Source organism: Cellulomonas sp. P2_F12 (genome assembly GCF_056403775.1).
The window spans coordinates 184,239-199,135 of sequence record NZ_JBFUEV010000003.1; the positions used below are offsets into that span (position 1 = coordinate 184,239).

Annotated in this window: 18 protein-coding genes and 2 tRNA genes; 15 read left to right on the forward strand and 5 right to left on the reverse strand. The window is 73.4% G+C overall.

Annotation, left to right across the window (positions count from 1 at the left end):
* Positions 1-66: 66 nt before the first annotated feature.
* The 3 genes from AC1DWH_RS08940 to AC1DWH_RS08950 all read left to right on the forward strand — a co-directional run bounded on the left by AC1DWH_RS08940 (position 67) and on the right by AC1DWH_RS08950 (position 2,662).
* Positions 67-441: a DUF3039 domain-containing protein gene (locus tag AC1DWH_RS08940; protein WP_456825908.1), complete on the forward strand. Its 375-nt coding sequence runs from the start codon at positions 67-69 to the stop codon at positions 439-441.
* Positions 438-2,249, forward strand: a complete 1,812-nt coding sequence (locus AC1DWH_RS08945; RefSeq protein WP_477093385.1) for a DEAD/DEAH box helicase — start codon at positions 438-440, stop codon at positions 2,247-2,249. The genes AC1DWH_RS08940 and AC1DWH_RS08945 overlap by 4 nt, the downstream gene beginning before the upstream one ends.
* 257 nt (positions 2,250-2,506) lie before the next feature.
* Positions 2,507-2,662 carry a hypothetical protein gene (locus tag AC1DWH_RS08950; protein ID WP_456844566.1) on the forward strand — a complete coding sequence of 52 codons (156 nt, stop codon included), beginning with the start codon at positions 2,507-2,509 and terminating at the stop codon, positions 2,660-2,662.
* A gap of 135 nt (positions 2,663-2,797) precedes the next feature.
* Here AC1DWH_RS08950 and AC1DWH_RS08955 read toward each other — a convergent pair whose 3' ends face one another.
* Positions 2,798-4,141: a nicotinate phosphoribosyltransferase gene (locus AC1DWH_RS08955; protein WP_477093386.1), complete on the reverse strand. Its 1,344-nt coding sequence runs from the start codon at positions 4,139-4,141 to the stop codon at positions 2,798-2,800.
* A gap of 71 nt (positions 4,142-4,212) precedes the next feature.
* On the opposite strand from AC1DWH_RS08955, the gene clpS reads away from it, so the two are divergent.
* Genes clpS through AC1DWH_RS08990 form a run of 7 tightly spaced genes read left to right on the forward strand, consistent with a single transcriptional unit; the run spans position 4,213 to position 9,919 of the window.
* Positions 4,213-4,506, forward strand: coding sequence for an ATP-dependent Clp protease adapter ClpS (gene clpS / locus AC1DWH_RS08960; protein ID WP_456844564.1), 294 nt, complete (start codon positions 4,213-4,215; stop codon positions 4,504-4,506).
* Positions 4,506-5,159 (forward strand): DUF2017 domain-containing protein, encoded by a 654-nt coding sequence (locus AC1DWH_RS08965; protein ID WP_477093387.1) that lies wholly within the window; start codon positions 4,506-4,508, stop codon positions 5,157-5,159. Before clpS ends, AC1DWH_RS08965 begins: the two co-directional genes overlap by 1 nt.
* Before the next feature lie 25 nt (positions 5,160-5,184).
* A complete protein-coding gene (murI, locus tag AC1DWH_RS08970) occupies positions 5,185-6,000 on the forward strand; it encodes a glutamate racemase (protein ID WP_477093388.1) in 816 nt (271 codons plus the stop codon).
* Entirely contained in the window at positions 5,997-6,785 is a 789-nt protein-coding gene (locus tag AC1DWH_RS08975) for an MBL fold metallo-hydrolase (RefSeq protein WP_477093389.1), read from the forward strand. The genes murI and AC1DWH_RS08975 overlap by 4 nt, the downstream gene beginning before the upstream one ends.
* 48 nt (positions 6,786-6,833) lie before the next feature.
* Positions 6,834-7,628 carry a ribonuclease PH gene (gene rph / locus AC1DWH_RS08980; RefSeq protein WP_477093390.1) on the forward strand — a complete coding sequence of 265 codons (795 nt, stop codon included), beginning with the start codon at positions 6,834-6,836 and terminating at the stop codon, positions 7,626-7,628.
* Complete coding sequence (rdgB, locus tag AC1DWH_RS08985; RefSeq protein WP_477093391.1) at positions 7,625-8,251, forward strand: RdgB/HAM1 family non-canonical purine NTP pyrophosphatase; 627 nt, start codon at positions 7,625-7,627, stop codon at positions 8,249-8,251. Before rph ends, rdgB begins: the two co-directional genes overlap by 4 nt.
* 6 nt (positions 8,252-8,257) lie before the next feature.
* Positions 8,258-9,919 carry an ABC-F family ATP-binding cassette domain-containing protein gene (locus AC1DWH_RS08990; protein WP_477093392.1) on the forward strand — a complete coding sequence of 554 codons (1,662 nt, stop codon included), beginning with the start codon at positions 8,258-8,260 and terminating at the stop codon, positions 9,917-9,919.
* A 10-nt stretch (positions 9,920-9,929) separates the two neighbouring features.
* Here AC1DWH_RS08990 and AC1DWH_RS08995 read toward each other — a convergent pair whose 3' ends face one another.
* Both AC1DWH_RS08995 and AC1DWH_RS09000 read right to left on the reverse strand, forming a co-directional pair.
* Complete coding sequence (locus AC1DWH_RS08995) at positions 9,930-10,583, reverse strand: Pr6Pr family membrane protein (protein WP_477093393.1); 654 nt, start codon at positions 10,581-10,583, stop codon at positions 9,930-9,932.
* Positions 10,580-11,134: an NUDIX hydrolase family protein gene (locus AC1DWH_RS09000; RefSeq protein ID WP_456844556.1), complete on the reverse strand. Its 555-nt coding sequence runs from the start codon at positions 11,132-11,134 to the stop codon at positions 10,580-10,582. Before AC1DWH_RS09000 ends, AC1DWH_RS08995 begins: the two co-directional genes overlap by 4 nt.
* Before the next feature lie 158 nt (positions 11,135-11,292).
* Between AC1DWH_RS09000 and trxA the strand changes: the two genes are divergently transcribed.
* Entirely contained in the window at positions 11,293-11,661 is a 369-nt protein-coding gene (trxA, locus tag AC1DWH_RS09005) for a thioredoxin (RefSeq protein ID WP_370503817.1), read from the forward strand.
* A gap of 51 nt (positions 11,662-11,712) precedes the next feature.
* Here trxA and AC1DWH_RS09010 read toward each other — a convergent pair.
* Positions 11,713-11,795, reverse strand: a tRNA-Leu gene (locus AC1DWH_RS09010).
* A gap of 23 nt (positions 11,796-11,818) precedes the next feature.
* Positions 11,819-12,286 (reverse strand): thioredoxin-dependent thiol peroxidase, encoded by a 468-nt coding sequence (bcp, locus tag AC1DWH_RS09015; protein ID WP_477093394.1) that lies wholly within the window; start codon positions 12,284-12,286, stop codon positions 11,819-11,821.
* A 113-nt stretch (positions 12,287-12,399) separates the two neighbouring features.
* On the opposite strand from bcp, the gene AC1DWH_RS09020 reads away from it, so the two are divergent.
* The 4 genes from AC1DWH_RS09020 (at position 12,400) to AC1DWH_RS09035 (ending at position 14,808) form a co-directional block, all read left to right on the forward strand.
* Positions 12,400-12,696 carry a GroES family chaperonin gene (locus AC1DWH_RS09020; protein ID WP_456844572.1) on the forward strand — a complete coding sequence of 99 codons (297 nt, stop codon included), beginning with the start codon at positions 12,400-12,402 and terminating at the stop codon, positions 12,694-12,696.
* 134 nt (positions 12,697-12,830) lie between these two features.
* Entirely contained in the window at positions 12,831-13,025 is a 195-nt protein-coding gene (locus AC1DWH_RS09025; protein WP_456844554.1) for a hypothetical protein, read from the forward strand.
* Positions 13,026-13,091: 66 nt separating this feature from the next.
* Positions 13,092-13,167 (forward strand) — tRNA-Lys (locus tag AC1DWH_RS09030).
* Between the two features lie 171 nt (positions 13,168-13,338).
* Positions 13,339-14,808, forward strand: a complete 1,470-nt coding sequence (locus AC1DWH_RS09035) for an IPT/TIG domain-containing protein (protein ID WP_477093395.1) — start codon at positions 13,339-13,341, stop codon at positions 14,806-14,808.
* Positions 14,809-14,897 lie beyond the last annotated feature (89 nt).

Genomic DNA, 14,897 nt, shown 5'->3' on the forward strand with positions numbered 1-14,897 from the left:
CGCGGTGAGGTTCCGCACGCCGGACTCACCCGGGGAGCGTCGGACCCCCGACGTACACTCGTCGCCATGAGCGAGCCCCTGCCTCCGAGCACCGGACCCGACGACCCGTTCTCCTCCGACCCGGGTACGTCGACCAGCGTGCTGGAGCGCGAGGAGACCGTCGAGCAGGTCGAGCCGGGTGACCACGAGCGCTTCGCGCACTACGTGCGCAAGGAGAAGATCCTCGACTCCGCGCTGAGCGGCAAGCCCGTCATCGCGCTCTGCGGCAAGGTCTGGGTGCCGGGCCGGGACCCGAACAAGTTTCCGGTCTGCCCGGTCTGCAAGGAGATCTACGAGGGTCTGCGCGAGCCGCAGGACGGCGACAAGAACGAGGGCGGCAAGGGCTCGGGCGGCGGTCGCAAGTGGGGCTTCGGCCGTAACCCCGGCAGCGGCGGCGCGTGACGGCCGCCCCGCGTCCGTCGTCCCTCCCGTCCACCCACGCCTCCTCGTCGGCGGCCTCGCAGCTCCCGCCGGCGTTCCCCGCGCGTGCGCCGTGGGGGACCGCGGGCAAGCTGCGCGCGTGGCAGGCCGAGGCGATCGAGCAGTACCGCATGGCGAACCCGCGGGACTTCCTCGCGGTCGCCACGCCCGGAGCGGGCAAGACGACGTTCGCCCTGCGGATCGCCACCGAGCTGCTCGAGGCGAAGCTGGTCCGGCGCGTGACCGTCGTCGCGCCCACGGAGCACCTCAAGCGGCAGTGGGCCGACGCCGCCGCGCGGGTGGGCATCACGCTCGACCCCAACTTCAGCAACGCGCAGGGCCGGCACGGCCACGGGTTCGACGGTGTCGCCGTGACGTACGCGCAGGTGGCCAGCAAGCCCGCGCTGCACGCGGCCCGCACGGCGGCGGCGCCCACCCTGGTGATCCTCGACGAGGTGCACCACGGCGGTGACGCGCTGTCCTGGGGCGACGCCGTGCGCGAGGCGTTCGAGGGGGCCACCCGACGGCTCGCGCTGACGGGAACGCCGTTCCGGTCCGACACCGCGGCCATCCCGTTCGTGCGTTACGACCGCAGGAGCGACGGCATCCGGCGCAGCGTCGCCGACTACACGTACGGGTACGGCGACGCGCTGCGCGACCACGTCGTGCGCCCGGTGATCTTCCTGTCCTACAGCGGCTCGATGCGCTGGCGCACCAAGGCCGGCGACGAGATCAGCGCGCGACTGGGGGAGCCGCTCACCAAGGACATCACCGCGCAGGCGTGGCGGACGGCGCTCGACCCCAACGGCGAGTGGATTCCCAGCGTGCTGGCGGCGGCGGACAAGCGGCTCTCCGAGGTCCGCCGGGCGATCCCCGACGCGGGCGCGATGGTCATCGCGACCGACCAGACCGACGCCCGCGCCTACGCCGGCCACCTCGCCCGGATCACGGGGAGGTCGCCGACCATCGTGCTGTCGGACGACGACGGCGCGAGCGACCGGATCGACGAGTTCTCCGCGGGCGACTCCCGCTGGCTGGTCGCCGTGCGGATGGTGTCCGAGGGGGTCGACGTGCCCCGGCTGGCCGTCGGCGTCTACGCCACCAGCACGGCGACGCCCCTGTTCTTCGCGCAGGCCGTGGGCCGGTTCGTCCGCGCCCGGCGGCGGGGCGAGACCGCCTCGGTGTTCCTGCCCAGCGTCCCGCAGCTGCTCGCCCTGGCCCACACGCTCGAGCTCGAGCGCGACCACGCCCTCGACCGCCCCAAGACGCTGGAGGAGCAGGGCGTCGACGTCGGCCTCGACGACGACGCGCTGGCCGAGGCGAACCGCGAGCGCAACGGGCCGGACGAGGTCGGCCCCGACGGCAAGCAGGGGGCGTTCGAGGCCCTCGAGGCGCAGGCGTCGTTCGACCGCGTGCTGTTCGACGGCGGCGAGTTCGGCACCGGGGCGGAGATGGGCTCCGAGGAGGAGCTCGACTTCCTCGGGCTGCCCGGGCTGCTCGACGCCGACCAGGTCTCGGCGCTCCTGCGGCAGCGGCAGGCCGACCAGATCAGCGGTCGCAGGAAGGCGGCCGAGCCCGTGGCGGAGATGGACCACCGCAAGCAGGCGGAGCTGCGCAAGGAGCTCTCGCAGCTGGTCGGGGCGTGGGCGCGCAAGAGCGGGCAGCCGCACGGGTCCGTGCACAACGAGCTGCGACGGCGGTGCGGCGGGCCCGAGGTGGCGCTGGCCGACCCCGACCAGCTCACCGCGCGGGTCGCGATGGTCCGCGGGTGGTTCGTCGGCAAGCGTTGATCCGCCGGCGGGCGAGTCGGCTACTCGGGTTTCACCCGGTGCCGCAAGGCCCGTCTCAGCATGTGGTCACTCCCACAAGAGGGTAAAGCCGCAGGTCACGGCGCTGGACGCGCGCCCACATAGCATTGCGGTTCTCCCGCGCAACTTTTCGTTCGACGTGCCGAGGGGGTCCGACGCTGCCAGATTTGATCTGTTGCACACGGCGCCGGGTACCCCCGGATGCCCGATAGGTGACCACAGATCGAAAGGGTCAACCCATGCCTACCTGGCTCATCCTCATCCTCGTCGGTGTCGTCCTCGTCATTCTCGGCGTCGCGACCACCATCGGACACTGGCTCATCTGGATCGGCGTGATCGTGCTCGTCGTCAGCCTGATCCTCGGACTCGTCGGTCGGCGCGGCTCGCGGGTCTAGCCAGGCCGGGTAGCGCCCCCGCGTGTCCGTGACCGCGGACCGCTCCCGGCCACACCGCCGCGGCGCCGACGCCTGACGACGTCGGGCGCCCGCGGCACCAGCAGCACGGCAGCCGACGCTGCGGCTCGAGCCCTCTCAGTCCTCGAGCCGCAGCGTCACCGTCGGCACCGCTGCCTCGTCGGCAGACAGTCGTCGCGCCCCGCGCGGCAGCTCGTCCCGCGAGGCGCGGTGCCGTTCTGCTGCCACCCGGACGGCGTCGGCGCCGACCCAGCGCGGATCGACGACACCGTCGGCGACCAGAGGGACCAGCAACGGCCGCAGGGACGGGTCCGTCGGCGCCCAGGCGCGCACGTCGGCATCGGCACCGGTGACCAGCACCTCCTCGACCGCCCGCCCGTCGCCGTCGCGCCGGCGGGCCGCCGACTTGCGGCCGCCCACGCTGACCTTGCCGCGCGCCGCCTTGGCCACCGGGGCGAGCGCGCCGTCGGCCCCCTCGCGGGCGACGAGCTTGTAGACCATCCCGCAGGTCGGGGCGCCGGAGCCCGTCACCACGGACGTGCCGACGCCGTAGCTGTCGACCGGCGCGACTGCGAGCGCGGCGATCGCGTACTCGTCGAGGTCGGACGTCACGACGATCTTCGTCGCGCGGGCGCCCGCCTCGTCCAGCTGGGCGCGGACCTCGTGCGCGAGGACGCCGAGGTCGCCGGAGTCGAGCCGCACGGCCCCCAGCTCGGGGCCGGCAGAGGCGAGCGCGTTCTCGACCCCGCGGCGCACGTCGTACGTGTCGACCAGCAGGGTCGTGCCGACGCCCTGCGCCGCCACCTGGGCCGTGAAGGCCTCCTTCTCGTCGTCGTGCAGGAGCGTGAACGCGTGCGCGGCCGTGCCGATCGTCGGCAGGCCGTAGCGCCGCCCCGCCTCGAGGTTCGACGTCCCGGCGAAGCCTGCGACGACCGCGGCTCGCGCGGCGGCGACGGCGGCCTCCTCGTGCGCGCGGCGCGAGCCCATCTCGAGGCACGGCCGCTCGAGGGCCGCGCTGGTCATGCGGGACGCGGCCGACGCGACGGCCGAGTCGAAGTTGAGGATCGAGAGCACCAGCGTCTCGAGCAGGACCGCCTCGGCGAACGTGCCCTCGACCACCATGACCGGCGACGACGGGAAGAACACCTCGCCCTCGGCGTACCCGGCGATCGAGCCGCCGAACCGATAGCCCTCGAGGTAGGCGAGCGTCGCGTCGTCGACCACGCCGCCCTGCGCGAGCCAGTCGAGCTCCGCGGCGCCGAACCGGAACCGCTCGAGCGACTCGAGCACCCGGCCCGTCCCGGCCAGCACCGCGTACCGCCGGCCGTGCGGGAGGCGGCGCGTGAACACCTCGAAGACGCACCGGCGCTGCGCGGTGCCGTCGGCCAGCGCGGCCTGCAGCATCGTGAGCTCGTACCGGTCGGTCAGGAGCGCGGCGCTGGGCGCCTGCGGGGCCGTCATGGCCCCAACGTAGGCGGACCGCCGCGACCGCGCGTGCCCACCCGACACATCTCCCACCTACAGTGGACGGCGTGCCAGTGCAGACCCTCCCCGACGCCGACGTCGAGGAGGCTCAGGAGGCGGCGGTCGCCGATCCGTGGGTGACCATCGTGTGGAACGACCCGGTCAATCTCATGAGCTACGTGACGTACGTGTTCGAGTCGTACTTCGGTCACTCGCGGCAGAAGGCCGAGCGACTGATGCGCCAGGTGCACGAGCAGGGGCGGGCCGTGGTCTCGACGGGTTCGCTCGAGGCGATGGAGGTCGATGTGCAGGCGATGCACGGGTTCGGTCTCTGGGCGACCCTCCAGCGCAGCGGGCAGTGATGCGGGCGTTCAAGCGTCGTCGGGGGATGTACGCCGCGCGCCTGGACGACGACGAGCGCGGGGTGATCGCCGCGCTGGTCGCGGACGTGGCCGAGCTGCTGGGTGCAGGGCGGCTCGAGGCGCCCGACCCGGCGACGGTCCCCGCGGCGGACGGCACGCCCCGCATGAGCCTCGAGCCCATCACCCCCCCGACCGACCCCGCGGTGCGCCGGCTGCTGCCGGACGCGTCCCGGGACGACCCGGAGGTCGCCGCCGAGTTCCGTCGCCTCACCGAGGACGACCTGCGGGCCGACAAGATCGCGCGGCTGACCAGGCTCTGGACCGCCCTGACGACGCCGACGGAGGGCTGGCGGGCCGACGCGTTCGTCGTCGACCCGCTCGACGCCCGGGACGTCGCCGGGGCCCTGACCGACCTGCGCCTCGTCCTGGCCGAACGCCTCGACATCCGCACCGACGAGCAGGCGGAGCGGCTGTACGACTCGCTCCTGGTCTCGCCGCAGGCGCAGATCCACGACGCCGTGCCCGAGGAGCTGGACCCCGCCGCCCGTCGCTACCTGGTCGCGGTCTACGGTGCGCTGAGCTGGCTGCAGGAGTCGCTGGTCGAGATGCTGCTGCACGACCTGCGCGCCTCCGGGCGTCCGGCGGGACCGTGACCGCGCAGCCGTTAGGCTCGTCCGCGTGAACGACGCCCCGATCGGCATCTTCGACTCCGGCGTCGGGGGGCTCACCGTGGCACGGTCGATCCTCGACCAGCTGCCCCAGGAGTCCACCCTCTACATCGGCGACACGCTCAACACGCCCTACGGCAGCAAGCCGCTCGCCGCGGTGCGGGCGCACGCGCTCGAGGTCATGGACGACCTGGTCGACGCCGGCGTGAAGCTGCTGGTCATCGCGTGCAACACGGCGTCGTCGGCGATGCTGCGCGACGCCCGCGAGCGGTACACGCTGCGCCGCGGGATCCCCGTGGTCGAGGTGATCCTGCCGGCGGCCCGCCGCGCCGTGTCCGCCACCCGGTCCGGGCGGATCGGCGTCATCGCGACGAAGGCCACCGTCGAGTCGCGGTCCTACGACGACGCGTTCGCCGTCGCCCCGGGGATCGAGCTGACCACGCAGGCGTGCCCGCAGTTCGTGCCGCTGGTGGAGGCGGGGATCACCTCCGGCCCCGAGGTCCTGGCACTCGCGCACGAGTACCTGGACCCGGTCCGGGAGGCGGGCGTCGACACCCTCGTCCTCGGGTGCACGCACTACCCGCTGCTCACCGGCGCGATCTCGTACGTCATGGGCGAGGAGGTCACCCTCGTGTCGAGCGCCGAGGAGACGGCCAAGGACGTGTACCGCACGCTGGTCGCCCACGACCTCGAGCGGGACCCGGCCGCCGGGGCGCCCGTGCACCGGTTCCTCGCCACCGGCGACCCGGCGCAGTTCCGCACCCTCGCGCGGCGGTTCCTCGGCCCCGAGGTCGAGAGCGTCGAGTCCAGCGCGGCGCTGCGATGAGGCTGACGGTCCTCGGCTGCGCCGGTTCGTTCCCCGGTCCGGACTCCGCGGCGTCGGGCTACCTCGTCCAGGCCGACGACGCCGAGGGGCGCACGTGGACGGTCCTGCTCGATCTCGGCAACGGTGCGCTCAGCGCGCTGCAGCGGTACGGCGACCCGACCCGTCTCGACGCGATCGGGCTGTCGCACCTGCACGCCGACCACGTGGCGGACCTGGCGGTCCTCAACGTGCTGCGGCGCTACCACCCCGACGGCCGGTGCGACCCGGTCGCCGTGCACGGTCCGGCGGGCACCACCGAGCGGCTCGCCCAGCTGTCCGGCAAGGACCCGGCCACCAGCACCGACGGCCAGTTCGACGTCGTCGAGTGGCAGGCGGGGTCGCCGGTCGCGGTCGGCCCCCTGACCCTGGAGCCGGTGCCCGTCGAGCACCCGATCCCGGCGTTCGGCGTCCGCGTCACCGGGCCGAGCGACCTGGACCCGGCGCGGACCGTGACGCTCGCCTACACCGGCGACACCGACGCGTGCGCCGGCCTCGACACCCTCGCCGCCGGCGCCGACCTCCTGCTCTCCGAGGCCGCGTACCTCGAGGGGCGCGACGACGCCCTGCGCGGCGTCCACCTGACCGGCCGGCGGGCGGGCGAGGCCGCGGCGCGCGGAGGCGTCGGACGGCTGGTGCTCACGCACATCCCCGCCTGGAACGACCCCGCGACCACGCGGGCGGAGGCCGCCGCGGTGTACGACGGCCCGATCGACCTCGCCGCACCGGGCGGCGTGCACGTCCTGTAGCCCGGACGCCGTCGGGGCCTGTCGGGCGGCGCGGTTAGGCTCCTCGCCATGACTTCTGCTCCGTCCACGTCCTCCCTCGCGCGCGTCCGGGCCGACGGCCGCGCCCCCGACGAGCTGCGCCCGGTGACCCTGACCCGTGGGTTCCTCGAGGCCGGGGAGGGCAGCGTGCTGGTCGAGTTCGGCGGCACCAAGGTGCTCTGCGTCGCCTCGTTCACGCCCGGCGTGCCCCGCTGGAAGAAGGGGTCCGGCGAGGGCTGGGTCACCGCGGAGTACTCGATGCTCCCGCGGGCCACGAACAGCCGCTCCGACCGCGAGTCGGTCAAGGGTCGCATAGGCGGGCGCACGCACGAGATCTCGCGCCTGATCGGCCGGTCGCTTCGGGCGATCATCGACGTCTCGGCGCTGGGGGAGAACACGATCGTGCTCGACTGCGACGTGCTGCAGGCCGACGGCGGCACGCGCACGGCGTCGATCACCGGCGCGTACGTCGCGCTCGTCGACGCGGTCGCGTGGGCCGTCGAGAACAAGCACATCCCGAAGAACAAGGTCGTGCTGCGCGACTCGGTGGCGGCGGTGAGCGTCGGCATCGTCGACGGTCAGCCGGTGCTGGACCTGCCGTACGTCGAGGACGTCCGCGCCGAGACGGACATGAACGTCGTGGTCACCGGCTCGGGCACGTTCGTCGAGGTCCAGGGCACGGCCGAGCACGCGCCGTTCGACCGCGCGGAGCTCGACTCGCTGCTGGACCTCGCCGTCGCCGGCACCGCGCAGCTCACGGCGCTGCAGGTCGCGGCGCTCGCGGCTCAGCGCGGTGACGGCTCGGCCACCCGGCTCCCGCGGTGAGCGTGCCGACCGGCGCCCGGCTGGTGCTCGCCACCCACAACGGGCACAAGGTCGGTGAGCTGCGCGCGATCCTGGCGCCCGTGCTGCCCGGGCTCGACCCGGCGTCGGTGGTCGGGGCCCGGGACGTCGGCGCTCCCGAGCCGGTCGAGGACGGCGTGACGTTCGCCGAGAACGCGCTGCTCAAGGCGCGTGCGCTCGCGGCGTTCACGGGTCTGCCGGCGGTCGCGGACGACTCCGGGCTGGCCGTCGACGTCCTCGGGGGCGCCCCCGGAATCTTCTCGGCCCGCTGGGCCGGGCGGCACGGCGACGACGCGGCGAACCTCGACCTCCTGCTCGCGCAGCTGGCGGACATCGCCGCCCCGCACCGCGGCGCCCGCTTCGTCTGCGCCGCCGCGCTGGTCACGCCCGACGGCTTCGAGCACGTCGAGACGGGCACGCTCGAGGGCGTCCTGGCGGACCGGCCTCGCGGCACGGGCGGCTTCGGGTACGACCCGATCCTGGTGCCGACGGGTGAGACCCGGTCGTGCGCCGAGCTGACGCCCGAGGAGAAGAACGCGATCAGCCACCGCGGCACCGCGTTCCGTGCCCTGGTGCCCACGCTGGTCCGGGTGCTCGGCGGATGACCTGCGGTGAGTGAGACCGTCCAGCTCGTCGCGGAGGCCGTCACGTACGGCTACCCCGGGCACCCCGTGCTCGACCGCGTCGACCTGACGGTCAGCGCGGGTGACCGGGTCGGCGTGGTCGGCGAGAACGGCGCGGGCAAGACGACCCTGCTCCGGCTGCTCGCCGGCGAGCTGGCCCCGCATGCCGGGAGCGTGCGGCGGTCGGGCTCGCTGGCCTCCGTCGAGCAGGAGCTCGACGCGCCCGGGGGCGCGACGGTCGGCACGTTCGTCGGCGAAGCGCTGGCCGGGGTCCGCGCCGCCGCGGGCGAGCTCGAGGCGGCGATCGCCGCGTTCGACCACGAGTCCGGCGACCTCGCGCGCCTGACGGGAGCGGTCGCGCGCTACGAGAACCTGGCCGCCTGGGACGCCGACCGGCGCGTCGACGAGGCCCTCACGCGCTTCGGCGCCCCGCGGGACCCGGAGCGGCGACTCGACCAGCTGAGCGTCGGGGAGCGGTACCGGGTGCGGCTGGCGTGCCGCGTGGGTGAGCGCGCCGACGTGCTGCTGCTGGACGAGCCGACCAACCACCTCGACGCCGCGGGGATCGACTACCTCACGTCGCAGCTGCGCCAGTGGCCCGGCGCCGTCGTCATCGTCACCCACGACCGCCGGCTGCTCGACGACGTGATGACCGCGATCCTCGACCTCGACCCGGCGATGGACGGCCGACCCGCGCTGTACGGGGCGACCAGGTACTCGGACTACCGGTTCCTCAAGAGCCAGATGGTCCGCAGGTGGCGGGCGCGGCACCGGGCCGAGCGCAAGCGCGCGCTGCAGCTGGCCGAGCGGCTCGACTCGACGTACGAGAACCTCTCCGACGAGTGGCGGCCGCCCAAGGGCTCGCAGGCGCACCGACGGGCCACCCGGGCGCGCGGCCACGTCAAGGCGGCGGACCGGTTGATCCAGAAGCTCGAGGCCGAGGCGGTCGAGGTCCCCACGCCGCCGCTCGTCCTCACCTTCCCGGACCTCCCCTCGCTGCCGCCCGAGCCGCAGCCCGGGCCCCTGCTCGACCTGCGCGCGCCGCTGGTGGTCGGTCGGCTCGACCTCGCGGGCGTCCGCATCGACGTGCCGGCGTGCGGGCGCCTGCTGGTCACCGGCCCCAACGGCTCCGGCAAGTCGACGCTGCTCGCCGCGCTCGCGGGATCCGTACGCCTCGACCGCGGGGCCCGCACGATCGCACCGGGCGTCCGGCTCGGGGTGCTGGCGCAGGAGGGGCCGACCGAGCACGCCGCGGCCGTCATCGCCCACCCGCGCGCCGCCGGTGTGGCCGAGCAGCTCTCGGGGTTCGACGCCTACGCCCGCCACGCGCTGACGCTGCTCGACGCCGGGCTGCTCGACCCGGGTCAGCTGGTGCCCGTCGCGGCCCTGGGCCTGCTCACCGAGGACGACCTGGACCGCCCGTTGCGCGAGCTCTCCGTCGGCCAGCGGCGCCGGTTCGACCTCGCGTGCGCGCTCCTGGCCGCGCCGCACGTGCTGATCCTCGACGAGCCCACCAACCACCTGTCCGTCGGGCTGGTCGACGAGCTGACGGCCGCGCTGCGGGCCACCTCGGCCGCGGTCGTCGTCGCCACCCACGACCGCCGGATGCGCACGGACCTCGCGGACTGGCCCGAGCTCACCCTGGGCTGAGGCTCCGCCGTCAGGTCGTGGCGGTCACCGGCCGGGGGGCCGGGGGCAGCACCCGTTCGAGCGCGAGGGCACCGAACGCCAGGGCCAGGAAGATCACGGCGACCACACCGGTGCGCACGAGCGCGTCGGCGAGGCCGATCTCCGACACGTCGAGGAACGGGTACGGGTACCAGTCGACGATCGCCCCGTGGACGAACGTGTACGCGATCCAGGCGAGCGGGTAGACGATCGACCAGCCGACCGCCGCGAGCGTGGTCCGGGGTCGAGGGCCGACGAGGAGCCACGCCAGCACGGCGAAGACGGGCGTCACGGTGTGCAGGAGGAAGTTCGAGACCGCGCCGGCCGGAGTGAGGTCCCGCAGCCCGGTGAGCACCGTGTGGAAGACGATCCCCGTGACCGCGATGCACAGGAGCCCGTCCAGGCGCAGCACGGCGAAGAACCGTCCGCTGCGGTCCGGGCGCAGCACCATCAGCACGGCCGGGATCGCGGCGACGATGTTGGCCTGGATGGTGAAGTAGCTGAGCACGCGCACGAGCCGCGTGCCGGGGTCGTCGCTGGTGAGGGCGGTCACCACCTCCATGGACACGCCGACGGTCGCGGCGAGCGCGACGACGGCGTGCAGGACCCGCGCGAGCACGAACCGTGGCGGCCGCGCGTCCGTCACGGCAGCCGGCCGACGTGCCCCATCGCCTGGCGCAGCAGCAGGCCCTGGCCGCCGTTCATCTCGAACTGGATCTGCTCGGAGCACGCCTCCTCGGGCGTCATCCACGCGAGGTCGATCGCGTCCTGCTGCGGCCGGCAGTCGCCGAGCACCGGCACCACGTACGCCAGCGACACGGCGTGCTGGCGGGGGTCGTGGTACGGCGTCACGCCGGGCGTCGGGAAGTACTCGGCCACGGTGAACGGCTGCGGCGACGCGGGGATCTGGGGGAGCGCGACCGGCCCGAGGTCCTTCTCGATGTGCCGCACGAGGGCGTCGCGCACCCGCTCGTGGTACATCACGCGGCCGGAGACCAGCGCGCGGGACATCACGCCCTCCTGGGTCACGCGCAGGAGGAGGCCGACCTGGACCACGTCCCCGGAGTCGTCCACCCGCACCGGGATGGCGTCGACGTAGAGGATGGGCAGCTGGGTCCGGACGCGCGCGATGTCGTCTGCGCTCATCCAGCCGGCAGGGCGCTGCGGGCCGCGGGGGAACTCGGCGGAAGCGGTCACTGACCAGTTCTACCCCGTCGCCCCCGCCGACGCCGCCGCGGCGCGCTCACCCACCGGGATCCCTCGGGATGTGCGTCCCGCCAGCCTCGGGAATAGTCGTCGGTGGTTGCGTGCTCTACCTCGCAGCAACTGGCAGCAACCGAGACTGGAGGAACGTCATGGCGACGACAGAGCTGACCGGCAGCACGATCGGCCAGACCATCAAGGACAACGAGATCGTCCTGGTCGACTTCTGGGCGGAGTGGTGCGGACCGTGCAAGCGCTTCGGGCCCGTGTTCGAGGACTCCTCGGAGAACCACCCGGACGTCGTGCACGCCAAGGTCGACACCGAGGCCGAGCAGGAGCTGGCCGCCGAGCTGCAGATCTTCTCGATCCCGACCCTCATGGCCTTCCGCGACGGGATCCTGGTGTTCAACCAGGCCGGCGCGCTGCCCGCTCCCGCGCTGGAGCAGGTGGTCGAGGCCGTGAAGGCGCTCGACATGGACGAGGTGCGCGAGAAGATCGCCGCGGCCGCCACCACGGCCTGATCGGCACGCACGACGGGCCGGTCCCCCCGAGGGGGACCGGCCCGTTCGTCGTGCGGGAGACGGGAGTCGAACCCGCACGCCCTCTCGGGCACCAGGACCTAAACCTGGCGTGGCTGCCGTTTCACCACTCCCGCGCAGCGGAAGTTTCCCACACCGGTCAGGCGACCTTGAGGTCCCGGCGCAGCTTGGCGACGTGGCCGGTGGCCTTGACGTTGTACTGCGCGAGCTCGACGCGGCCCTCGGCGTCGACGACGACGGTCGAGCGGATGACGCCGACGACGGTCTTGCCGTAGTTGAGCTTCTCTCCCCAGGCGCCCCACGCCTCGAGCACCGTGTGCGCCGGGTCGGAGCCCAGCGGGAAGGTCAGGTGCTCCTGCTCGACGAACTTCGCGAGCGCCTCCGTGCCGTCCGGGGAGACGCCGACGACGGCGAACCCGGCGGCCTGCAGGGAGGCGAGGTTGTCGCGGAAGTCGCACGCCTGGGTGGTGCAGCCGGGGGTCATCGCGGCGGGGTAGAAGTACACGATCACGCGGCGACCGCGCAGGTCGGACAAGGTGACGGACCCCCCGTCGGCGGTCGGCAGCGTGAAGTCGGGGGCGAGGTCGCCGACGGCGAGGCGGGGCACGGTGTCTCCAGGCGCGTGAGGGGGATGGGCTGCCGCCAGCCTACGTCGGCACGCGAGGTAGCGTCGGGCGCGTGAGCACCTCCGAACCCGCCGCCGGCGAGCTGCCCATCCGCATGCTCAACGACCGCCTGCTCGTGTCCCTCGACGGCGAGCAGGGCGAGCGACGCTCCTCGGCGGGGATCGTCATCCCCGCCACGGCCGTCGTCGGCAAGCGGCTCGCGTGGGCGGCCGTCGTGGCCGTCGGGCAGCACGTGCGGCAGGTCCAGGTGGGCGACCGGGTGCTGTTCGACCCCGAGGACCGGGCCGAGGTCGAGCTCGCGGGCGCGACGTACGTGCTGCTGCGCGAGAAGGACGTGCACGCGGTCGCGGAGCCCCACGGGCCCGGCGAGGGAACCGGCCTGTACCTCTGAGCGTTCCCTCCACGCGACGACCGCCAGTCCCGGCGGCGTCGGCGTAGCGCCTTGCACCATGCCGATCCTGGTGGTGCCATGAACGGATGGGGCATCTCGGACGCGCGTCCGGGTGGCCCCCGAGGAGGTCGACCATGAACGACACGACGAAGGTTCCCGACGACGGCGAGAGCACCCAGCCGGTCCGCGACCTGCTGGCGGAGCACGTCCCGCTCGCGCTCATCGTCGACCTGGTGACCCCCGAGGCGACGTCGGAGGAGATCCTCGAGTCCGAGGGGCTGCCCGCCGATGCGTGGTGGGATCAGGCACCGGACGCGAAGGACGCGTGACGGTCGTCACGACGGCGGTTCTCGATTGGCAGATCGGGCGTCCGGCCTGCTAGCGTTCTCAACCGCGCGCCATTAGCTCAATTGGCAGAGCAGCTGACTCTTAATCAGCGGGTTCGGGGTTCGAGTCCCTGATGGCGCACCACCGGAAGGGCCCCTCATCTGCGGAAACGCGGGCGAGGGGCCCTTCTCTCCGGGATCACCGTGCCGCCCTGTTGCGCGGCAGACCGATGCCGCCTCCATCCCATCGTGCCCGTGCTAGGGTGCCCGCCCGTCCTTGCTCCACGTCGGGTGGTCTTGTCGAAAGGCATCCGCGTTGAACCACCTCCGACTCCGAGCGTTCGTCGCGGCGCTCATGGTCACCACAGTCGCGCTGGGGCTGTCGTCCACGAGCGCGGCTCCCGCGCAGGCCGCCGACATCCCGCGGATCACGAACGTGAGCCCCTCGTTCGGCTCGGCCGACGGAGGCGATCTCGTGACGCTCACCGGGACCGGGTTCACCGGGGCCGTCGAGGTCGAGGAGCATCTCGGCGCGTCCGTGTACACGTACTCGGACTTCACGATCTTGTCGGACACGACGATCCAGCTCGTGACGCAGCCGGGCCGTGGGGTGGCGTACTTCAGCGTGACGCGTGCGGGCTCGGGGACCTACAGCGAGCCGTTCTGGTTCCGACCGATCCTCTCCGACGCTCCGGTCCGGGTCCTTCCGCGCACCCAGCTCGCACCGGATCAGCCGTTGTGTGTGAGGTGGGAGGACTGGCCCGGGATCCCCCAGGCGCACGGGCAGGTCCAGACTGCCGTGCTGAACGTGACGACCGTTCAGCCGCAGGCTCCGGGGCACGTGATCGTGTACCCCTACGACAGCATCCTCGGGATCCCGACCGCCTCGACCGTCAACTACCTGCCCGGTGCCGACGTCGCGAACGTGACCGTCGTTCCCCTCTATCCCGGCGTGCCGATCTGCGCGGTAGCGCGAGCGGCGGCGGTGGGTCTGATCCTCGACGTCGTCGCGGTGCACTCGAGCGGTGAGCTCAGTGCCCACCGTCCGGAGCGTCGTCTGGACACCCGCCCCGGCGGGTTCGGCGACGTGCACGGCGCGCTCCCGGCGAACGTGCGAGTGCCCGCGAACATCCCCTACGGGGGGCCGGGCATGTCGGCGTACCTCGCGAACGTGACGGTGCCGAGCGCACCGGCGCCCGGCAACCTGCGGATCTTTCCGCGCGGTGCGCCGCTGCCGACGGCGTCGACTGCCAACTACCTCCCGGGGAACGACCGTGCGACGGCCGCGGTGGTCATGGTCGACGAGTCCAGGGCCGACCTCTTCTCCGCGAGCACCTCGAGCCGGGGCACGGACGTGATCGTCGACGTGTACGGAGGCATCGCTCTGCATCCGACGATCTTCGTCCCGGCCGTCACCCGGGTGGTCGACACGCGAACGGGGCTCGGGGCTCCCAGGGCGGCCCTCCCGGCGACCAAGGGCGGTAGCTACGTGCGGCTGGCGGTGAGCTCGCTCGATCGCCCGGCGACCGCGTACGGCGCGATCCTCAGCGTCATCGTCTCGAACCCGACCGCCCCCGGGCACCTCCGCGTGCACTCCGAGCGCACCCCGGGTGGGTCGCCGCCGCCCGACACCTCGAACGTCAACTACGTCCCCGGGGTCGACTCGTCCAACCTCGTCTGGGTCGACCTCTGGAAGGGCGGCGACGTCGCGTTCTCGAGCTGGCAGGCCACCGGCAACGTCAACGTCGTCGTCGATGTCGTGGGCTACTTCACGACGCCGGACTGACGTCACTTCGCCCGCTGGAGACCGACCGTCCGGCCGCCGACTGACGACGACGGGGCGGACCCGGCTCGCTCCGCCCCGTCGTCACCGTG

Coding starts and splice junctions, on each gene's coding strand:
- AC1DWH_RS08940 (WP_456825908.1), top strand. CDS start 67: ATGAGCGAGCCCCTGCCTCCGAGCACCGGACCCGACGACCCGTTCTCC.
- AC1DWH_RS08950 (WP_456844566.1), top strand. CDS start 2,507: ATGCCTACCTGGCTCATCCTCATCCTCGTCGGTGTCGTCCTCGTCATT.
- AC1DWH_RS08955 (WP_477093386.1), bottom strand. CDS start 4,141: ATGACGGCCCCGCAGGCGCCCAGCGCCGCGCTCCTGACCGACCGGTAC.
- AC1DWH_RS08965 (WP_477093387.1), top strand. CDS start 4,506: ATGCGGGCGTTCAAGCGTCGTCGGGGGATGTACGCCGCGCGCCTGGAC.
- AC1DWH_RS08975 (WP_477093389.1), top strand. CDS start 5,997: ATGAGGCTGACGGTCCTCGGCTGCGCCGGTTCGTTCCCCGGTCCGGAC.
- rph (WP_477093390.1), top strand. CDS start 6,834: ATGACTTCTGCTCCGTCCACGTCCTCCCTCGCGCGCGTCCGGGCCGAC.
- trxA (WP_370503817.1), top strand. CDS start 11,293: ATGGCGACGACAGAGCTGACCGGCAGCACGATCGGCCAGACCATCAAG.
- AC1DWH_RS09020 (WP_456844572.1), top strand. CDS start 12,400: ATGCTCAACGACCGCCTGCTCGTGTCCCTCGACGGCGAGCAGGGCGAG.
- AC1DWH_RS09025 (WP_456844554.1), top strand. CDS start 12,831: ATGAACGACACGACGAAGGTTCCCGACGACGGCGAGAGCACCCAGCCG.